Below are 19,029 nucleotides of genomic sequence, written 5' to 3'. Positions count from 1 at the left end.
GAGAGATTCGATGAGGAAACTCAGACTGCCCCGTACCGCGCTGGTGACGGCCGGCACGGTGCTGCTCGCCTCGGCGGCGGCCGCCGTGGCGATGCCGGCCGGGGCCGCCGCGGCCGGTTGTGCGGTGAACTACGCGGTGGCGTCGCAGTGGCAGGGCGGCTTCGGCGCGAACGTGACCATCACCAACCTCGGCGACCCGGTCTCGGGCTGGACGCTCACCTGGTCCTACGGCGCCGGTCAGACCGTCACCCAGGCGTGGAGCGCCACGGTCACCCAGAGCGGCGCGAACGTCACCGCCAAGAACGTCGACTACAACGGTTCCATCCCCACCAACGGCACCGCGTCGTTCGGTTTCAACGGCGCGTGGACCAGCAGCAACCCGGCCCCCACCAGCTTCGCGCTGAACGGGGTCACCTGCACCGGCGGCACCGCTCCGACCACGTCGCCGACCAGCTCGCCCACCCCGACACCGACGCCGACGTCGTCGCCGTCCACGCCGCCCCCGAACGGGCCGGCGGACATCACGGTGAACACCGCCACGAAGTACCAGACCGTGGACGGGTTCGGCGCGGCGGTGTCGATCTGGGGAGGCGCGTGGTCGACGGCGGAGACCCAGACGCTCGTCGGGTTGGGCCCCAACCAACTCGGCCTGTCCATCGTGCGCACCGGCCTGTCGCCGGTGTCGAGCGAGTGGGGTACGCAGGTCAGCGCGCTGAAGACGGCGAAGTCGTACGGGTCGAACGTGAAGATCATGGCGTCGCCCTGGACGGCGCCGGCGGCCTGGAAGACGAACAACAGCCGGACCAACGGCGGCAAGTTGAAGACCGACCACTACGACGACTACGCCAACCACCTCAACAGTTACGTCCAGTACATGCGCAACCAGGGCGTGACGATCGACGTCACCTCGGTGCAGAACGAGCCGGACTGGCACCCGGACTACGACTCGATGGACTGGAGCGGCACCGAGTTGCAGACCTTCGTGCGCGAGCAGGGCGCGAAGGTGCAGAACACCAAGCTGATGGTCGCCGAGGCGGTGAACCTGAACTACGGCTACACCGACCCGACGCTGAACGACGCGGCGGCCCGCAACAACATCGGTTACATCGGCGGGCACCTCTACGGCACCGAGGCGGCCGGCCGGCTGAAGCCGTACACGCTGGCCCAGCAGTACAACAAGCCGGTGTGGATGACCGAGTGGAACCTGCACGAGGCCGACGGCAGCGGCTCCAACATCTGGGGCAACCCCAGCAACGCGGCGGTCTGGAACGAGACGCTGGACGACATCATGCGCACCGTGCACAAGTCGATGGAGTCCAACTGGAGCGCCTACGTCTGGTGGTACGGCAAGCGCTACTACTCGTTCATCGGTGACGGCGAGGCCGCGTACGGCACGACGGCAGGCGCACCGTTGAAGCGCGGGTACGCGTTCTCCCAGTTCGCCAAGTACGTCCGTCCCGGCTACCAGCGGGTCGCGCTGACGAAGAGTTCGAAGGCGTCCCCGCTGGAGGTGACCGCCTACCAGGGCGACGGCAAGGTCACGCTGGTCATCCTGAACCGCTCGACCAGCGCGGTGAACAACGCCGTCATCCAGGCGCCGCAGAACGTGTCGAAGGCGGAGTACGTCGCCACCTCGCAGAACGCGAGCGCGGCGAGCCAGCCGGCCGGCGTGAACGGGAACCAGGTCTCCGTGAACGTCGGCGCCCGCAGCATCTCCACCGTGGTGCTGACCCTCTGAGCACGGTGGGGGGGGGGGGGGGGGGGGGGGGGGGGGGGGGCGCCCCCCCCCCCCCCCCCCCCCGCCGCCTGGTGGGTCGGCCGGTCATCCCTTCAGGCCGGAGCGGGAGACGCCCTGGATGACGTGGCGCTGGGCGAACACGAACAGGATCAGCACCGGTACGCTGGCCAGCATCGCGCCCGCCATGATCACCGGGTAGTCGGTCACGTACGCGCCCTGGAGCAGGCCCAGGCCCGCCGGCAGGGTCAGCCGCTCGGGGCTGAACAACACGTACACCGGCCAGAGGAAGTCGTTCCAGTTGGTCAGGAACGACAACACCGCCAGCGTGGCCAGAGCCGGTTTCGACAGCGGCAGCAGCACCTGCCGGAAGATCTGCCACTGGTTCGCCCCGTCCAGCACCGCCGCCTCCTCCAGCTCGGCCGGGATGGAGAGGAAGAACTGACGCAGGAAGAACACCCCGAACGCGCTCGCCGCCCCGGGCACGACCACCACGGTCAGCGTGTCGATCCAGTTGATCCGCTCGGCGATGATGAAGTTCGGGATGATCAGCGAGGTGGGCGGCAGGAAGAGCGTGCCCACGATCAGGGCGAACAACAGGCCACGACCGCGGAACCGCATCCGGGCCAGCGCGAACGCGGCCATCGACGCGGTGACCAGCACCAGCAGCGTGTGCAGGGTGGCCGCCAGCATGCTGTTGAGGAACCAGCGCAGCACCGGATTGGCGGTGTTGTTCAGGATCTGGTCGTAGCCGTAGGTGGAGAACGGGTTCGGCAGCCAGCTCGGCGGGTCCTGCTGGGCGACGTCGTACGTCTTCACCGACGTCAACAGCATCCACACCAGCGGGGTCACGAAGATCGCGGTGATCAGGAGCAGGGCGGCGTAACGCGCCACCGTGCCTAGTTTCGACATGGTCTGCCCCTCAGTCTTCCCGGTAGCGGAACAGCCGGAAGTTGACGACGCTCACCACCGCCAGCATCAGCGCGAAGAACACGCTCATCGCGGCGGCCCGACCGGCGTCGTAGTCACGTAGGCCCTCGTCCACGATCCGCCAGACCACCGTCCGGGTCTGCTCGCCCGGCGCGCCCTGGGTGATCAGCAGGGCCTGCCCGAAGACGTTCGCCGAGGCGAGGATCGTGGTGGTGAGAACGAAGAGCATGACCGGGCGTAGGCCGGGAATCGTCACGTGGCGGAACCGGTCCCACCCGCCGGCGCCGTCGACCTTCGCCGCCTCGTACAGCTCCGGCGCGATGTCCTGGAGCCCGGCCAGGTAGATCACCGCGTTGAAGCCGCTGGTCCACCACACCGTCACGCCGACCAGGGAGACCCAGGCCCACGGCACGTCGGTGACCCACGGCGTGTCCGAGGGCAGCCCCACCGCGCCGAGCAGCAGGTTGACCAGGCCCAGGTTGGCGTCCAGCAGGAAGCGCCAGAGCAGGCCGATCACCGCCACGCCCAGCACGTACGGGGCGAAGAAGGCGGCCCGGAAGAACGTGCGACCGGGGAACGAGCGGTTGAGCAGCAGCGCCAGCCCCAGCGGGATCACCACCAGCAACGGCACCGAGAACAGCGTGAAGATGCCGGTCGCCCGGACGCTCGACCACCAGTCCCCGTAGATGGCCGAGTCACTGGAGAACAGGTCCTGGTAGTTGTCCAGCCCGATGAACGGCCGGTTGGGCAACTGGAGGTCCCACTGGTGCAGACTGATCCAGACGCCGAACAGGATCGGTGCCAGACCGAAGACACCGAACAGGACCAGGTACGGCGCGAGGAAGAGGTACGGCGTCGACCGGTTGCCACGTTCCGTCGCGCTCCGGCGCCGGGTACGCCCCGCCGGGGGCGGCGCGCCGTTCCGCGCCGCCCCGACCTCGATCACGTCCGCCACGACGGATCAGTTCCCGTACTTCTTGCGGTTGTCCTCAAGCTGCTTGTTGGCCTTGGCCACGCCGTCGTCGAGCGCCTGCTTCGGCGACTTCTTGTTCAGCACCGCCTCGTTGAAGGCGTTGTAGAAGGTCAGAATGACCTCGCCGAGGCCCGGGGTCGCCGGCGGGAACGCCGCGTACTCCAGCTCCGGCGCGAGCGCGTTGACCTCGGTGAGCGCCTTGAACTCGGCGCTCTCCCGGACCGCCTTGCGGGCCGGCACCTGGCCGCCCTTCGCCCAGTCCAGCGAGTGCTCGCTGAGCCAGTTGATGAAGACCTTCGCGCCGGAGACCTTGTTCTCGTTCGCCGAGCGCTGCTTGACGATGGTGAAGTTGTGCGAGTTCGCCCAGGCCGCCTTCTGGCTGCCGATCTGCGGCAGCGGCGCCACGCCCCACTGCACGTTCGGGCTCTTCTTCAGGTCGTTGATCTGCCAGATGCCGTTCCAGTTGAACGCGTTCTTGCCGCTCTTGAACGCCAGGTAGTCGGCGTCCTGGCCGACGTTGGCCGGCGAGTGGCCCTGCTTGATCATGTCGACCAGCCAGGTGCACGCCTCGACTGCCGGGTCGGAGTTGAAGGTTGCCTTGGCCACCTCGGCGTCGAAGAGCGTCCCGCCCCACTGGTGCAGCAGGCTGTAGAACGTCATGCCGCCGGTGAATTGGAACGGGCTGACCCAGAAGCCCTGCACACCCGACTTCTTCAGCTCGGTCAGCGCGGCGGTGTACTCGTCCCGGGTGGTCGGCGGCTTCTCCGGGTCCAGGCCGGCCTTCTGCATGACCGCCTTGTTGTAGTAGAAGCCCAGCGGGTGCATGTCCAGCGGGATGCCGTACCGCTTCTCGTTGTACAGCCCGCCCTTCCACACGGTGGGGGCGAAGTCGCCCTCGCTCAGCTCCAGCGTCTTGGCCACGTCGTCCAGCTCGCTGATCGTGCCGCGGGCGGCGAACGTGGCGAGCTGGTCCATGTGCATGACCGCGATGTCCGGCCCGCTGCCGCTGGAGACCGCGCCGGGCAGCTTGCTGTAGTAGTCCGCCCACTCGTAGGTGACCACGCTGACCGCGATGTTCTGGTGCTCGCTGTTGAACTGCTGGACCAGCGTCTTGAAGATCTCGCCGTCGCCGCCGGTGAAGCCGTTCCACAGCTTCAGGTCGACCTTGGGGCCGGTGTAGTCCTTGCCGCCGTTGCCGGCCGAGCCGGCGCGGTCGGGACTGCTGCTGCCGCCACCGCAGCCGGCCAGGGTCAGCGAGGCCGCCGCGCCGAGGCCGACACCGAGGCCGAGCAGGCGCCGCCGGCTCAACTCGTTCTGGATCATGGGAACTCCTTGGGGGACGGAATTGGAGTATGGCCTGGTCACGGCTGCGGTACGAAACGCAGCAGGTTCCAGGAGGTGGCGGGGAGCGCCACGGTGCAGCGGCCGCCGTCGAGGGTGGGGGTGGTGAGCTGCCGGGGGGTGACCCGATCGGGGTCCGCCTCGGTGTTCGTGGCGGCCCGGTCGTCCCCGGCCGCGAGCGTGGTGTGCGCCTCCCCACGCAGCCCGGGCAGGCCGCGCAGGTCCAGGTCGAGCGGGAGGTCGTGCGGACCCCGGTTGACCGCGAAGACGGCCAGTTCGCCGGTCTCCTCGTCGTGCACGGCGACGGTGTCCAGCACCGGCACGTCGCCGTACCGCTTGGTCTCGTACGTCGGGCCGACCGGCTCGGTGCGCAGCACGGTGCCGCGTGCGTACCGGGCGGTCAGCGCGAACGGGTGGAAGATGCTCTGCCGCCAGGCGGGGCCGCCGGTCCGGGTGCGGATCGGGGCGATCACGTTGGCGAGCTGGGCCTGGCAGGCCACCCCGACCCGGTCGGCGTGCCGCAGCAGCGTGATCAGCAGGTCGCCGACCACCACCGCGTCGTCCGCGGTGTAGTCGTCCTCGATCAGCGCGGGCGCCTCCACCCACCCCCGCCGGTCCAGGTCGGCCTGGAGGCGCGACTGGTACCAGACGTTCCACTCGTCGAAGGAGATCTTCAGCTTGCGCTTCTGCCGCAGCTTGGCGCCGACGTGGTCGGCGGTGGCGACGACCTCGGTGATGAACGCGTCCATGTCGACGGCGGAGGCGAGGATGCTGGCCCGGTCCCCGTCGGAGGGGTCGTAGTAGGTGTGCGCGGAGATGTAGTCGACGTGCTCGTAGGTGTGCTCCAGCACGGTCGCCTCCCAGCCGGCGAACGTGGCCATGTCCCGGTTGGAGCTACCGCAGGCGATGAGGCTGATCGACGGGTCGATCATCTTCATCGCGCGGGCGGTCTCGGCGGCCAGCCGACCGTACTCCTCGGCGGTCTTGTGGCCGACCTGCCACGGCGCGTCCATCTCGTTGCCGAGGCACCACAGCCGCACCCCGTACGGCTGCTCGGCACCGTGCTCGCGGCGCAGGTCGGACAGTTGGGTGCCGCCCGGGTGGTTGGTGTACTCCAGCAGGTCGCAGGCCTCGGCGACGCCCCGCGTGCCGAGGTTGACCGCCATCATCGGCTCGACGTCGGCCTCGGCGGCCCAGCTCATGAACTCGTTCAGCCCGAACGCGTTGGTCTCGATCGTCTTCCAGGCCAGGTCGAGGCGGCGTGGCCGGTCGCCGGCCGGGCCGACGCCGTCCTCCCAGCGGTAGCTGGAGACGAAGTTGCCGCCCGGATAGCGGACCGCCGAGACGCCCATCTCCCGGGTCAGGTCCAGCACGTCGCGACGGAAGCCGCGCGGGTCGGCGTCGGGGTGCCCCGGTTCGTAGATGCCGCCGTAGACGCACCGACCCATGTGCTCGACGAAGGAGCCGAAGATCCGGCGGTCGGCCGGACCTATCCGGAACGCCGGGTCGACAGTGAGCTGCGCGTTCGGCACGTATGCCACCTTTCCCTCGGAGCTGTTCCCCGGTGACCGTGGTCACCGTGCCCCTGGTTTCTACAACGTTGTAAGCCGCCATGTAAAGAGGTCGTTACGTCGTCGTGACGCGGTAGAGTGCGGCCGGAGTGCTCGGCGGGGAGGAATGTCAGTGCGACACAGGCTCAAGGACGTGGCGGAGCGGGCGGGCGTGTCGGTAAAGACCGTCTCGAACGTCGTCAACGGCTACCAGCACGTGCGCGCCGACACCCGGGCCCGGGTCGAGGAGGCTATCGCCGAGCTGCACTACCGGCCCAACCTGTCGGCCCGCAACCTGCGCAAGGGGCGCACCGGCGTGATCGCGCTGGCCGTCCCGGAGCTCGACATCCCGTACTTCGCCGAGCTGGCCCGGCACGTGGTCGCCGCCGCCGCCGAGCACGGCTGGACGGTGCTGATCGACCAGACCGGCGGCGGCCCGGAGCAGGAGCGCAAGGCCGCCAGCGGGATCGGCGACCACATGATCGACGGGCTGATCCTCAGCCCGCTCGCGCTCACCGCCGACGACCTCGCCGGCCTCGACGGCCTGCCCATGGTGCTGCTCGGCGAGCGCGTCGACCACGGCCCCGCCGACCACGTCATGATCGACAATGTGGCCGCCGCCCGGGAGATCACCGCCCACCTGGTGGGGCTCGGCCGCCGCCGGATCGCCGCCATCGGCTCCCAGCGCACCCCTGAGGGCGCCAGCGCCCGACTGCGCCTGGCCGGCTACGCCACCGCGCTGGCCGAGGCCGGCATCGAGTACGACGACGGCCTGGTGGCGCCCGCGCCGGCCTGGCACCGCGCGGACGGCGCCGCCGCCATGCGGCGCCTGCTCGCCGCCGAGGTACGCCCCGACGCCGTCTTCTGCTTCAACGACACACTCGCGCTCGGCGCGCTGCGCGCGTTGTACGAGGCCGGCCTGCGCGCGCCGGAGGATGTCGCGATCGCCGGCTTCGACGACATCGAGGACGGTCGCTTCTCGGTCCCCACGTTGAGCACGGTCGCCCCGGACAAGGAGCGCATCGCCCGGCTCGCCGTGGAGCTGCTCGTCGGCCGACTCGGCTCCGACCGGGAGGCCCCCCCGCGCGAACTGGTCGCCCCGCACCGCCTGGCCCTCCGCGAATCCGCCCCCTGACCGTCCCACCCTCCCTCTCTCCCTCCCGCGCCCTCTCCCGCGTCCCCTCCCCGGGGATCTTGCAGTTCGTGCCCCGGCATTCGGGACATCTGCCCCACCGCGAGGGCCTCAAGTACAAGATCAGCGAGGTGGGGCGGGGTGGGGGTGGGGTGGTCAGTCGAAGAAGCGGGCCAGGTGGGAGGGGGGTGGGGCGGGGGCGTTCGGGGGGAGTGGGGTCAGGTCGGCGAAGACGGAGGCGCCGTCGCAGCCGACGTGCAGTGGATACCAGCGCGGGGTGCCGGGCGGGCGCTGACCGCAGATGCCCTTGAACGTCTGCACGTCGAGCAGGCGGACGTGGGTCGGATCGGCCACCGCGTTGACGTGCCGCCACCAGGGGCTCATCACGTGCAGCACGCCGCCGGGCCGGAGCGCCCGGTGGCACTCGTCGAACAGTGGCAGGAAGTCGATCAGGTGCTCGACGATGTGCACCGCGAAGAACACGTCCACCGAGCTGTCGCGTAGCGGCAACGAGCCGGAGAGGTTGGCGACCGCGTCCACCCCCGGCGCCGGATAGATGTCCAGCCCCAGGTTGCCCGGCCACTGCTTGGTCGCCCCACAGCCCAGGTCGACGACCACCGGCGGACGGCCGGCGACACCGACCCGGCACCAGACCCCGAGCACGCCGGACAACCGGCCGATCAGTTCGCGGACCAGCCGGAGCTGCGCCGGATCGTCGACCTCGCCGGTCAGGTGCGCCACGCCCCGGTCGAACCGCACCTCGACCGTCGTCCCGCGCAACCGCTCGTCGTGCCCGGCCAGGTCGGCCCACGCCTCGGCGAGGAAGCCGTCGGCCTGCCGGAGCCGTTCACCCGAGAGCGCGGCCTGCCCCATCGCCACCATGCCCCACCTCCGGCGGCGCGTTACCCCCATTCCACCCAGATACACGCCCACCCGCAGCCGGACGCCCCGGCACCGCCCCGCCCCGCCCCCCGCCCCCTGCCCCCGCCCCCCTCACCCCCACTTCCGTGATCAAGGAGTTTGCGTCTCCAGCGCCCGCCGCTTCAGACGCAAACTCCTTGGTCAACAGACCCCCCGTCCCCATCCCTGCCCCGGCGCGGGATCCAGCCCGGGCCCAGCCGGGTCCAGCCCGGCTCCAGCCCAGGCTCAGCCGGACCCAGTCGGGCCCAGCCGGAGGTCCCCGGGTCCGCCGATGCCCAGCCGGGTGCCGCCGGAGTGATCAAGGAGTTTGCGTCCCGCGAGGCCCCTCCTGGGACGCAAACTCCTTGGTCGACACCGACCACCCGTTGGCTTTCCGGTCCTGTCGGGTGGACGCGCCGGTGCGTGACGCGAAGCTCTTGGTCAACTCATGCGGGCGGGCGGGCGGGCCGTGCCTGCATCGGCCGGTGCCGCCTCGCATGACGTCCGGTGTGGGTGCACCTGTTGTTGCCCGGGCGACAACAGGTGCACCCACAGCAGCCGGCTGTCACTCGTGGAGTCGTTGATCATGGAGTTGGCGGCGACGAGACGGGCACACGCTGCCGTCAACTTCATGATCAACGCTGGGCGGGGAGCGCGAGGGGTCAGGTGGAGAGGGTGCGGCGGGTCGGGCGCATGCGTTGGCGGGGCTGGGGGGAGGCCGGCTTCGGGCGTTTGAGGTGGTAGCGATGCAGCTCGGCGTTGCCGGGCAGGGACGGGTCCTCGCTCATCGAGACCAACTCCCAGCCCTGGTCACCGGCCCGGTTCAGGTGGGCCAGCGCGGTGTCGCCGTACGGCGTGACGTCGATCATGGAGCCGTCCGGGCCGTACCAGATGAACACGATCTCCCACCCGGCGTCGGTGGCGGCCGCCTGGCGGCGGCGGACCAGCAGCGCGTACTCCCACTTGAGCATGGGGTCATTGTGGCCCCGGGTCGGTCGGTCGGCACGGATCAGTCCTCGGCGATCCGTCCGTCGCTCACCCGCAGCCGCCGGTTCACGCTCACTGCGTCCAGCATCCGCCGGTCGTGGGTCACCAGCAGCAGCGTGCCGGGATAGGTGGCCAGCGCCGACTCGAGCTGCTCGATCGCGGCGAGGTCGAGGTGGTTGGTCGGCTCGTCGAGCACCAGCAGGTTGACGCCGCGCCCCTGGAGCAGCGCCAACGCGGCCCTGGTCCGCTCGCCGGGGGACAGCGTCGCCGCCGGGCGCAGCACGTGGTCGGCGCGCAGGCCGAACTTGGCCAGCAGCGTGCGGACGTCCGCCGGGTTGAGATCGGGTACGGCGGCGGCGAACGCGTCGAGCAGCGGCTGGTCGCCGAGGAACAGCCCGCGTGCCTGGTCCACCTCGCCCACCACCACACCCGGGCCGAGCGCGGCGTGCCCCTCGTCCAGCGGCAGCCGCCCCAGCAGCGCGGCCAGCAGCGTGCTCTTGCCGGAGCCGTTCGCGCCGGTGATCGCCACCCGGTCCGCCCAGTCGATCTGGAGGTCCACCGGGCCGAGCGTGAAGCCGCCCCGGCGTACCACGGCTCCGCGGAGCGAGGCCACGACGGCGCCGGCCCGGGGCGCGGCGGCGATCTCCATCCGCAGCTCCCACTCCTTGCGCGGCTCCTCGACCACCTCCAGCCGCTCGATCAGGCGGGCGGTCTGCTTCGCCTTCGCGGCCTGCTTCTCGGTCGACTCGGTCCGGAACTTGCGGCCGATCTTGTCGTTGTCGGTGGCCTTGCGCCGGGCGTTCTTCACGCCCTTCTCCATCCAGGCGCGCTGGGTGCGGGCCCGCGCCTCCAGGTCGGCCTTCGTGTCGGCGTACTCCTCGAACTCCTCGCGGGCGTGCCGGCGCGCCACGGCGCGTTCCTCCAGATAGGCCGCGTAGCCGCCGCCGTAGTGGTTGACCTGCCGCTGGTGCAGGTCCAGCTCGACGATCCGGTTGACCGTGCGGGTGAGAAACTCACGGTCGTGGCTGACCAGCACCGTGCCGGCGCGCAGCCCGGTGACGAAGCGTTCCAGCCGGTCCAGCCCGGCCAGGTCGAGGTCGTTGGTGGGCTCGTCGAGCAGGAAGATGTCGTAGCGGCTGAGCAGCAGCGACGCCAGCCCGGCGCGGGCCGCCTGCCCGCCGGAGAGCCCGGTCGTCGGATGGTCCAGGCCGACGTCCAGGCCCAACTCGGCCGCGACCTGCTCGGCCCGCTCGTCCAGATCCGCGCCGCCGAGGTCGAGCCAGCGTTCCAGAGCATTCGCGTACGCGTCGTCGGCGCCGGCCGCGCCGGCGGTCAGCGCCTCGGTGGCGGCGTCAGCGCGGCCTGCGCGGCGGTCACGCCGGTACGCCGGGCCAGGAAGTCCCGGACCGTCTCACCCGGCCGACGTTCCGGCTCCTGCGGCAGGTAGCCGACCGTGGCGCCCGGCGGGCTCAACGCCACCGAACCCTGCTCGCGCGGCTGGAGCCCGGCGAGCGTGCGCAGCAGCGTGGACTTGCCGGCGCCGTTCACCCCGACCAGGCCGATCACGTCGCCGGGCGCGACGACCAGGCTCAGGTCCTCGAAGAGGAGACGGTCACCGTGGCCGGCGGTGAGATCCTTGGCGATCAACGTGGCGCTCATCAGAGCACCGAGCCTACCGGCGGGCGCATCCGGATTACCGTGACCCGCGCTCGGGCAGGCACACCGCTGAGGGAGACTCACAGCCGTGGCGACCACACTGGCGATCGACTGCGGCGGCGGCGGGATCAAGGCCTCCGTACTGGACGCCGCCGGCACCATGCGGGCCCGCCCGCTGCGCGTGCCCACGCCGTACCCGCTGCCCCCGACCGTGTTCGTGCGGACGCTGCTCGATCTCGGCGCCCGGCTGCCCGCGGCGGACCGGCTCACCGTCGGCATGCCCGGCATGATCCGGCACGGCGTCGTGGTGGCCACGCCGCACTACGTGACCCGCGCCGGGCCGCGCACCCGCGTCGACCCCGACCTGGTCGCGGAATGGTCCGGGTACGACGCGCGCGGCGCGCTGGCCGAGGCGTTCGGGATGCCCGCGCTGGTGCTCAACGACGCTGAGGTGCACGGCGCCGGCGTGGTCGCCGGGACCGGCTGCGAGCTGGTGCTGACGCTCGGCACCGGGCTGGGCAGTGCGCTCTTCGACGGCGGGACGATAGCGCCGCACCTGGAGTTGTCGCACGCGCCGGTGCGGTGGAACACCACCTACGACACGTACGTCGGGGAGCCGGAACGGCGGCGCCTCGGTGACGCGTTCTGGTCCCGGCGGATCCGGCAGGTGGTGGACGGCCTGCGGCCGGTGTTCCACTGGGACCGGCTCTACCTGGGCGGCGGTAACTCGCGGCTGATCCGGCCGGAGCAGGTGGCCCGAATGGGGGACGATGTCGTGGTCGTCCCGAACACGGCCGGAATCGTGGGTGGTGTCCGGGCCTGGGACCTGGTGGGCGACAGGTACGACCCCACGCCCTGATCCTTACCCCCGTGTCCTTACTCCCGTGGAACACTCGCGCTTCCGCCGGTGTTGTGCCAGCGTCGGACAAAGGGCTGACGCGACACGAGGAGGTGGGTCGAGTGGACCTTCTGGCGGAGTACCGGCGGGCGACCATGTTCTTCGACTCGGGGGACCCGACCGGAGCGGCCCGGCTGCTGGAGCCGATCATCGAGGCGGAGCCCGACAACTCCTCGGTGCGGCAGTTGCTGGCCCGGGCGTACTTCCAGTCGGCGCAGCTCAACCGCGCCGAGGAGCACCTGCGTGAGCTGGTCGACCGGGACCCGAGCGACCACTACGCGCACCACGTGCTGGGCCGGACGCTGGAGCGGATGAACCGGCCGGCCGACGCGCTGCGGCACCTGCGCATCGCGGCGGCGATGTACTCGACGAACGCCGACTACACCACCGCCCTCAAGCGGGTGGAGAGCCGGGTCGGTCGTTAGTTCTCCCGAAGGGCAGCCCAGCTGGGCTGCCCTTCGGCGTACCTAGGATGGGCTCGTGAAGCTGAAGCTCGATCTCCACGACATCTACAACAAGGGCCACGACATCGACCGCGCGCTGCGCGGGATCATGGAGGAGGCGGTGGCGAAGAAGGCCACGCTCGTGGAGATCATCCCGGGCAAGGGCTCCGGCGCGCTGAAGAAGAAGGTGCTGCGCTTCCTCGACCAGAAGGACGTGAAGCAGCTTTACCACCGCGTCGAGAAGGACTCGAAGAACTTCGGCCGCCTGTTCGTCCACTTTCGCTGGAAGTAGCGCTTGATCCACTCCACTTCGCCGAGGTGGCGGTATACCGGTCGCTCGGATTCGGCCACTTCCCCGAGCTGGTGTCGATCAAGCCAGGGGAGTGGGTCTAGAGGTCCCGGACGGCGACCGTTTGGCCGTCGCTCTGTTCGCCTGTCGGGCGGAAGTCCAGCTTCAGGTAGAACGGTTCCGGACCGCCGACGCGGGGCTCCCAGGTGACGTACGCACGGTTGCCGCCCCGGGCCCGGATCTCCTCGCACACCGCGTCGACCGCGAACCGGCCGTAGCCGTGGCCCTGCGCGTCGGCCGCGATGTTCAGCCGCCAGAGGCCGGCCCGCAGGTCGTCCGGGTTGTCGCCCCACGGGATGTCGAAGAACGCCATCAGGAAACCGACCAGCCGATCACCGTCGTAGACCAGCCTCGGCCAGGCGTGCTCGGGGAAGACGTACGCCTCGGCCAACGACTTGACCACCGGTGCCACCAGATCCTCCTGGTCGGGGTGCACCGACAGCGTGAGAGCCGCCTCGTAGTTGTCGGGGGTGATCTTCTCCAGCCGCATGCGGCGCAGCGTAACCAGCGGACCCGGGTCGGGCGACCGGGTATTGGCGGCCCTGATCCGGGCCAAGAGTGCGGGCAATGCTCCCCGTACCGGTGCTGGAGGGGACGATCAGTCCTCGTCGGCCGGGCCGGGACGGTTCTTGGCGATCCACGATCGAACGGCCTTGCCGTCCCAGACGCGACCCATCTTCAAGGTGACGAGCGGGTCGGGGAATCCCTTTCGGCCGACGATGATCGTGGCCCGCTGCTTGCTGATCCCGCCCAGCAGATCGCGGATCTCATCCAACCCGAGCAGCTCCACGATCCGACGGTATGGCCTCAGGGTATTGCATCAAGTTAGACAGGGTAGGACAACCCCCAGAGGGGTTGTACGAAGACAACTCCGTGTGATGTGATGAGGCGGTGACGAACCACGGGCCTGTTCTGCCTCTCTGGACATGCGCCGGGTGCGACCTCCCCTGGCCCTGTCCCGCACGTCGCCGCGAGCTACTGGCCGAGTTCGCCTGTGCTCGGGTGTCTTTGTCGATCTACATGGCCTCGCATCTGCTGTCCGCCATGCAGGATCTGAGTTGGGCCTCCGCTGGTGCTCTGCACCGCAGGTTCCTCGGGTGGCTTTCGTGAGCGTGATCAACCCTGGTGACGAGAAGTTCCACTACTCCGACAACTTGCACCGGTGGATCCCGCCTGACCCCGACTTTCCTCAGGACGTGTGGGACGAGATGGTCCGGCAGCACAAGGAGAAGCATCTGCGGCCACCCAAGCGACCGGGCATCGCGCGCCGCTCGATCTGACCTCGCCCCGGCCCTCCGTGGTGATCGGGAGGCCGGGGCGACAGCGGATCAGGCCGGTCGGCGTACCCGGTAGGCCAGGTGGGTGACGCCGACGCCCTCGACCACCCGGAACGGGCCGTCGAACTCCACCGGCGCGATGCCCAGCCCGGAGAAGAACGGAATCCCGTCCCCGAGCAGCACCGGCACCAGGTCGACGTGCACCTCGTCGAGCAGTCCCGCCTCCAGCACCTGGCGCGCGATCGTCCCGGCGTTCACGCCGACCTCCTTGCCGCCCGCCAGGGCGCGGGCGCGCTCGATAGCCCGCTCGATGCCGTCGGTGACGAACACGAACGACTCGCCCTCGGGCGCCCAGCCCGCCGGCACCCGGTGGGTCACCACGACCACCGGCATGTCCAGCGGGTGCCGGCCGCCCCAGCCGTTCGTCAGGTCGAACAGCGTGCGGCCGACGACCAGCGCGCCGGTGCGCTCGGTCAGCGCCCGGATGTGCGCGGCGCTGGCCGCCGACGTCCGGAACGTCATGTCGGGGTTGGCGGTCGGTACGGCCACGTCACCGTTGTTGTACCACCGGAAGAGGTGGTCGAAGCCGCCGTGCGACGAGTCGGCGACGTAGCCGTCCAGGGACATGGTCGCGCCGGTGGTCACCTTGCTCATGGTTGTGCTCCTCGGGTCGCATGAACCAGCTTTCACCCGGGGGTAGAAGCCGGCCGACCCGTCCTCGACATCCCGGCCGAAAGAGTTAGCGGGGTCGCAGCCCGTCCAGCGCGGCGGCGACGAGGCGATCGGTGTACGCGGTCGTGAGCGGCCCGCTGCGGTGGAGCCAACGCTGGAACAGCGGGCCCCAGATCAGGTCCACCGCGACGTCGAGGTCGACGTCCTCGGCGAGTTGTCCGGCCTGTTGGGCGCTGCGCAGGCGCTGCCGTTTGGCCTCCCGCAGCGGTCCGTCCAGGCGTTCGGCGTAGGTGGCGGCCAGCTCGGGGTCGTGCGCGATCTCGGTGGCCAGCGCGCGCATCGGTGGCTCGTACCGACTGTCGGTCAGTTCCGCGACCGTGGCGCGGAGCACCTCGGTCAGGTCGGCCGCCAGGTCGCCGGTGTCCGGGAGCCGCACCGGCTCACCCTCGGCGCCTTCGCTGAGCATGAGGAACGCGTCGAAGACGACGGCACCCTTGGACGGCCACCAGCGGTAGATGGTCTGCTTGCCGACGCCGGCGCGGGCGGCGATGCGTTCGATGGTGACCTTCGCGTACTCGACCTCCTGCATCAGGTCGAAGGCCGCGGTGAGGATGGCGCGGCGGGAGGTCTCACTCCGGCGGGCCGTGTTCGGCGGCGTCATGGGAAGCACCATATCAGCGAGACGAACCGTCTCGTCTTGACGGATCGTGGATGACAAGGCAGGGTCGAGACGGACCGTCTCGTCTCATCGAACGAAGGGAACCGCCGACATGCGGACCTGGTTCATCACCGGCGCCAGCCGCGGCCTGGGCCGCGCGTTCGCCGGGGCCGCGCTCGACCGGGGCGACCGGGTGGTGGCCGCCGCCCGGACCGTCACCCCGGACGACTTCGACGCGCGACACGGCGACCGGCTGCTCGCCCTGACCCTCGACGTGACCGACCGGGCGGCCGTCTTCGCCGCCGTGACCACCGCGGTCGAGCACTTCGGGCGGCTCGACGTCGTCGTCAACAACGCCGGCACCCTGTCCATGGGCATGGTCGAGGAGTTCACCGAGGCGGAGGCGCGCGCCCAGTTCGAGGTGAACCTCTTCGGCGCGCTCTGGGTCAGCCAGGCGGTGCTGCCGCACCTGCGCGCCCAACGGTCCGGCCACATCGTGCAGGTTTCCAGCATCTCCGCGCTCGGTGGTTTCCCGAGCACGGGTATGTACAGCGCGAGCAAGTTCGCCCTGGAGGGCATGAGCGAGGCCCTGGCGATGGAGGCGGCGGCCTTCGACGTCACGCTCAGCATCGTGCAGCCGGGCGGCTACTGGACCGACCTGTACGACAGCATGCAGACCACCACCCCGATCGACGCGTACGCGCCGCTGCGCGCCGAGTTGGCGCGACAGTGGGCGGAGGACTCGGTCGACAGCGAGCCACGGCTGGCCGCCGAGGCTCTGCTGCGACTGGTCGACAGCGACGACCCGCCGCTGCGGCTGCTGCTCGGCAGCATGGTGTACGACCTGGCGTTCGACATCGCCCGCCGGCGGATGGACACCTGGGCGCGCTGGGAGCGGGTCAGCCGTGCCGCCGAGCACGCGGTTCCCGCCCCCGGCACGGCCGGCTAGAGCGCGTACGTCTGGGCCACCGCCAGCATCTCCGAGGTGTGCGAGCCGACCACGCCCACGGTCGCCGGCCGCGGCCGGAAGCCGGGCAGCGCGGACAGCCCGTCGCTGGCGTCCATGGCGCGCAGGTTGACCGTGTCCGCCGAGGTCGTCAACGTCAGCGTCACCTCGACGCCCTCCGGCGGCGGGGCGTGGAACACGATCCCGAAGCCCCACCGGCCGTCGCGCGCCTTCACCGGCACGTCCCGTCCGGCCACCGAGGCGGACCGGACGGTCGCGGTGCGTGTGTCGACGTGCAGCGTGAGCAGCCGCACCGTCCGCTGTGGCGTGACCCGCACCCGCAGCACGCGCTGGTCACCGTTGCGGTCGTCGGCGAGCGTCTCCAGCTTCGGGGCGGGCAACGAGGCGGCGGCAGCCGGGCCGGCCCGAAGCTCGCCGTCGCCCAGGCCGGGGAAGTCGTCGGCCACCGAGATGGTCCGGTCGACGTAGCGGTCGGTCCAGGGCTGCGGGAGGTCCTCGTGACTGAGCCAGGCCGCCTTCTTCGAGCCGGCGTCCAGCGCGTACATCAGGTGGGTCGGCACGGGGTGGTCGGCGTCGAAGCGGTCGACGGCCAGGCCGACCCCGGCGAGCGTCACCGCCGCGACGAACGCCGCGCCGGCCGGCAGCGCGCCGAGGCGGCGGGCCCGCAGCGCCAGCAGGCCGCGCTGGCCGCCGGCGCGCGGGTGCAGCAGGTCCACCACCGGCAGCAGGGCCAGGCCGAGCAACACCGCGACCAGCGCGGCCACCGCGCCCATGCCCATGCCGAGTGCCGGGAACAGCAGCACCACCGGGGGCAGCAGGATGACGACGGCAACCGCGCCGGCCAGCGTCACCGCGACCACCGGCCACGGGCCGTCCAGGCGGGTGGCCAGCGCGACGAGGCCGGCGACCGCGCCGGCCAGCGCCGGCAGGGTCGTCAGGTACGCCCCACCGGGTACGAGCACGGCGAGCAGCACGCCGAACAGGGCCAGCCAGAGCAGCCCGCCGAACGCCAGCGCGGCCGGGCCGACGCGGCGGCGCAGCAGCGCGTACCAGCAGAGGAGCACCGTGGCGGCGAGCGCCACCACCGCGAGGCGGTACCAGACCGGGCGGTACGGGTCGAGCAGCTCGGCGTACCCCGGTCGGATCGTGGTGATCGCGGCCCAGAGCAGCCAGGCGCCCAGCGGGGCCACGACGACCGGCACCAGGGCCAGCCCGGTCCCGGCGGCGAGCGTGCCGACGGTGGCCCGGCCCCGGCGGCGCAGCAGCCAGCCGAGCGCGCCGACCGCGAGCAGCGCGGCCACCGCCAGCGGGAGGGTCAGCCCGCCGGGGTAGCGGACCAGCCCGCCCGGCACCGGGAAGTAGGTGTCGTCGTGGTCGGCGCGCAGATCGCCGAGGTCGGTGCGGCCGAACTCGCGGGCCAGGCCGAGCGCGTTTTCGCCGTGCATCTGGAGGCTGCCCCGGTCCATCCGGGCGGGCACGTCCAGCGGCGTGTGGTAGATCGCGCCGCCGTCGATGTAGGCGGAGTTCAGGCCCGCGAAGCGACGGTCGGAGAACGCGGTGAAGTCGGTGTCGTTGGGCAGCGCCCGGTAGATCTCCACCGCGAACGAGGTGCCCACCGGGTGCGGCGCGGCCCGGCCGAACACGTCCACCAGCTTCGCGTTGTTCCGGGACGTCTCGAACATGATCACCGGGCCGGTGGAGCCGCGTGCCTCCAGGTTGAGCACCACCCCGCCGTCGGCGGCGAGCGGATGGTCGGCGGCGAAGCCGGCCGCGCCGCAGAGGCATGCCTCCTCCGCGTCGGTGAGCACGAAGACCACGTCGTTACGGGGGCGCGGACCGGTGGTCAGCGCGCGGGCCACCTCCAGGATGGTGGCGGTGCCGGCCGCGTCGTCGTTGCCGCCCGGCCCGGTCTGCACCGAGTCGTAGTGCGAGACCAGGAAGACCTTGCCGGTCGGGTCGGTGCCGGGGAGGCGGGCCACCACGTTGCGGACCCGGGCCAGCGTCGCGCCGCCGGCCGCGCCGGACAGTTGCCCCGCCTCGGGCGCCACCGCGTCCTGCACCTCGGTCTGAAGGCCCAGCCCGCGCAGCGTGCCGACCAGGTGCTCGCGGACCCGGTCGTTGGCCGCGCTGCCGGCCACGTGCGGCCGGGCGGCGATCACCTCGACGTTCCGGTACGCCCGCGCGGCGCTGAACTCGCCGGCCGGCGCGTCGGCCGGGCGCGGCGCCGGGGTGGACAGGGTGACCAGGACGCCCGCCCCGACGGCGAGCAGCGCGACCAGCGCGGCGACGGCGGCGGGCAGCCGGCGGCGGGGCTTGGCGAACGCCCGGTCGGCGGGGCGGGTGGGGGGTGCGCCCACGGGGACTCCTCGGGGGTGGATCTACGGGGGTGGGGATCATCCTGCACCCCCGCCCGTCGTGGCGGCACTCCCCGGTCGGTGCGCTGCCGGACTGGTCGCGCTCCCGCGTAACATCGGGGGTCGGCCGCGTCGCTGTCCGGGTGGACGGGCTCATTCGACCGCCGGTGCCGACGGCGGTCGAATGGGGTGCGGCCGTTTGTCTTA

18 protein-coding genes and 1 pseudogene are annotated in these 19,029 nt (G+C 71.2%); 7 read left to right on the top strand and 12 right to left on the bottom strand.

All coding sequences use genetic code 11. The features are described 5' to 3' along the window. Positions 1-10 precede the first annotated feature (10 nt). Positions 11-1,738 carry a cellulose binding domain-containing protein gene (locus ACIA6B_RS01200; RefSeq protein ID WP_396769732.1) on the top strand — a complete coding sequence of 576 codons (1,728 nt, stop codon included), beginning with the start codon at positions 11-13 and terminating at the stop codon, positions 1,736-1,738. 84 nt (positions 1,739-1,822) lie between these two features. Here ACIA6B_RS01200 and ACIA6B_RS01195 read toward each other — a convergent pair whose 3' ends face one another. The 4 genes from ACIA6B_RS01195 to ACIA6B_RS01180 are packed head-to-tail and all read right to left on the bottom strand — an operon-like array spanning position 1,823 to position 6,511. After that, positions 1,823-2,647 (bottom strand): carbohydrate ABC transporter permease, encoded by an 825-nt coding sequence (locus tag ACIA6B_RS01195; RefSeq protein WP_396769730.1) that lies wholly within the window; start codon positions 2,645-2,647, stop codon positions 1,823-1,825. Positions 2,648-2,657: 10 nt separating this feature from the next. Continuing rightward, a complete protein-coding gene (locus ACIA6B_RS01190; RefSeq protein WP_396769728.1) occupies positions 2,658-3,620 on the bottom strand; it encodes a carbohydrate ABC transporter permease in 963 nt (320 codons plus the stop codon). A gap of 6 nt (positions 3,621-3,626) precedes the next feature. Next, entirely contained in the window at positions 3,627-4,961 is a 1,335-nt protein-coding gene (locus ACIA6B_RS01185) for an ABC transporter substrate-binding protein (RefSeq protein ID WP_396769726.1), read from the bottom strand. A 38-nt stretch (positions 4,962-4,999) separates the two neighbouring features. Then, positions 5,000-6,511 (bottom strand): alpha-N-arabinofuranosidase, encoded by a 1,512-nt coding sequence (locus ACIA6B_RS01180; protein WP_396769724.1) that lies wholly within the window; start codon positions 6,509-6,511, stop codon positions 5,000-5,002. A 151-nt stretch (positions 6,512-6,662) separates the two neighbouring features. On the opposite strand from ACIA6B_RS01180, the gene ACIA6B_RS01175 reads away from it, so the two are divergent. Continuing rightward, positions 6,663-7,664 (top strand): LacI family DNA-binding transcriptional regulator, encoded by a 1,002-nt coding sequence (locus tag ACIA6B_RS01175; RefSeq protein WP_396769722.1) that lies wholly within the window; start codon positions 6,663-6,665, stop codon positions 7,662-7,664. 153 nt (positions 7,665-7,817) lie between these two features. Here ACIA6B_RS01175 and ACIA6B_RS01170 read toward each other — a convergent pair whose 3' ends face one another. The 3 genes and pseudogenes from ACIA6B_RS01170 to ACIA6B_RS01160 form a co-directional block, all read right to left on the bottom strand. Beyond that, positions 7,818-8,543 (bottom strand): methyltransferase domain-containing protein, encoded by a 726-nt coding sequence (locus ACIA6B_RS01170; RefSeq protein ID WP_396769720.1) that lies wholly within the window; start codon positions 8,541-8,543, stop codon positions 7,818-7,820. Positions 8,544-9,223: 680 nt separating this feature from the next. After that, on the bottom strand, positions 9,224-9,532 hold the full coding sequence (locus tag ACIA6B_RS01165; RefSeq protein WP_281938254.1) for a hypothetical protein: 309 nt from the start codon (positions 9,530-9,532) through the stop codon (positions 9,224-9,226). A gap of 38 nt (positions 9,533-9,570) precedes the next feature. Further along, positions 9,571-11,207, bottom strand: a pseudogene (locus tag ACIA6B_RS01160) (ABC-F family ATP-binding cassette domain-containing protein). Between the two features lie 85 nt (positions 11,208-11,292). Between ACIA6B_RS01160 and ACIA6B_RS01155 the strand changes: the two are divergent. From ACIA6B_RS01155 to ACIA6B_RS01145, 3 genes are all read left to right on the top strand, one after another. Beyond that, the gene (locus tag ACIA6B_RS01155; RefSeq protein ID WP_396769718.1) at positions 11,293-12,063 is read left to right on the top strand and encodes an ROK family protein; all 771 of its coding nucleotides are present in this window, start codon (positions 11,293-11,295) and stop codon (positions 12,061-12,063) included. A gap of 101 nt (positions 12,064-12,164) precedes the next feature. Further along, positions 12,165-12,527, top strand: a complete 363-nt coding sequence (locus ACIA6B_RS01150; protein WP_396769716.1) for a tetratricopeptide repeat protein — start codon at positions 12,165-12,167, stop codon at positions 12,525-12,527. A gap of 55 nt (positions 12,528-12,582) precedes the next feature. After that, positions 12,583-12,837 carry a Smr/MutS family protein gene (locus tag ACIA6B_RS01145; protein ID WP_396755100.1) on the top strand — a complete coding sequence of 85 codons (255 nt, stop codon included), beginning with the start codon at positions 12,583-12,585 and terminating at the stop codon, positions 12,835-12,837. A gap of 97 nt (positions 12,838-12,934) precedes the next feature. On the opposite strand, the gene ACIA6B_RS01140 is transcribed toward ACIA6B_RS01145, so the two are convergent. Both ACIA6B_RS01140 and ACIA6B_RS01135 read right to left on the bottom strand, forming a co-directional pair. After that, positions 12,935-13,384 carry a GNAT family N-acetyltransferase gene (locus tag ACIA6B_RS01140; RefSeq protein WP_396769714.1) on the bottom strand — a complete coding sequence of 150 codons (450 nt, stop codon included), beginning with the start codon at positions 13,382-13,384 and terminating at the stop codon, positions 12,935-12,937. Between the two features lie 108 nt (positions 13,385-13,492). Then, a complete protein-coding gene (locus ACIA6B_RS01135) occupies positions 13,493-13,684 on the bottom strand; it encodes a hypothetical protein (protein WP_396769712.1) in 192 nt (63 codons plus the stop codon). A gap of 316 nt (positions 13,685-14,000) precedes the next feature. Between ACIA6B_RS01135 and ACIA6B_RS01130 the strand changes: the two genes are divergently transcribed. Next, positions 14,001-14,174, top strand: a complete 174-nt coding sequence (locus tag ACIA6B_RS01130; RefSeq protein ID WP_396769710.1) for a hypothetical protein — start codon at positions 14,001-14,003, stop codon at positions 14,172-14,174. A 48-nt stretch (positions 14,175-14,222) separates the two neighbouring features. Here the strand turns inward: ACIA6B_RS01130 and ACIA6B_RS01125 are convergent, their stop codons facing one another. Together ACIA6B_RS01125 and ACIA6B_RS01120 are read right to left on the bottom strand one after the other, a co-directional pair. Further along, a complete protein-coding gene (locus ACIA6B_RS01125) occupies positions 14,223-14,825 on the bottom strand; it encodes a dihydrofolate reductase family protein (protein ID WP_396769708.1) in 603 nt (200 codons plus the stop codon). An 85-nt stretch (positions 14,826-14,910) separates the two neighbouring features. After that, positions 14,911-15,504: a TetR/AcrR family transcriptional regulator gene (locus ACIA6B_RS01120; RefSeq protein ID WP_396769706.1), complete on the bottom strand. Its 594-nt coding sequence runs from the start codon at positions 15,502-15,504 to the stop codon at positions 14,911-14,913. 109 nt (positions 15,505-15,613) lie between these two features. Here ACIA6B_RS01120 and ACIA6B_RS01115 point away from each other — a divergent pair, with 109 nt between their 5' ends. Further along, the gene (locus tag ACIA6B_RS01115; protein WP_396769704.1) at positions 15,614-16,450 is read left to right on the top strand and encodes an SDR family oxidoreductase; all 837 of its coding nucleotides are present in this window, start codon (positions 15,614-15,616) and stop codon (positions 16,448-16,450) included. Here the strand turns inward: ACIA6B_RS01115 and ACIA6B_RS01110 are convergent. After that, complete coding sequence (locus tag ACIA6B_RS01110) at positions 16,447-18,825, bottom strand: M28 family peptidase (RefSeq protein ID WP_396769702.1); 2,379 nt, start codon at positions 18,823-18,825, stop codon at positions 16,447-16,449. The genes ACIA6B_RS01115 and ACIA6B_RS01110 overlap by 4 nt on opposite strands. Between the last annotated feature and the right edge of the window lie 204 nt (positions 18,826-19,029).

Origin of the sequence: Micromonospora sp. NPDC051141, assembly GCF_044455765.1 — a bacterium.
Taxonomy (GTDB): Bacteria; Actinomycetota; Actinomycetes; order Mycobacteriales; family Micromonosporaceae; genus Micromonospora.
Note: the sequence above shows the minus strand (reverse complement) of the source record. Positions and strands in the feature narration are given on the sequence as shown.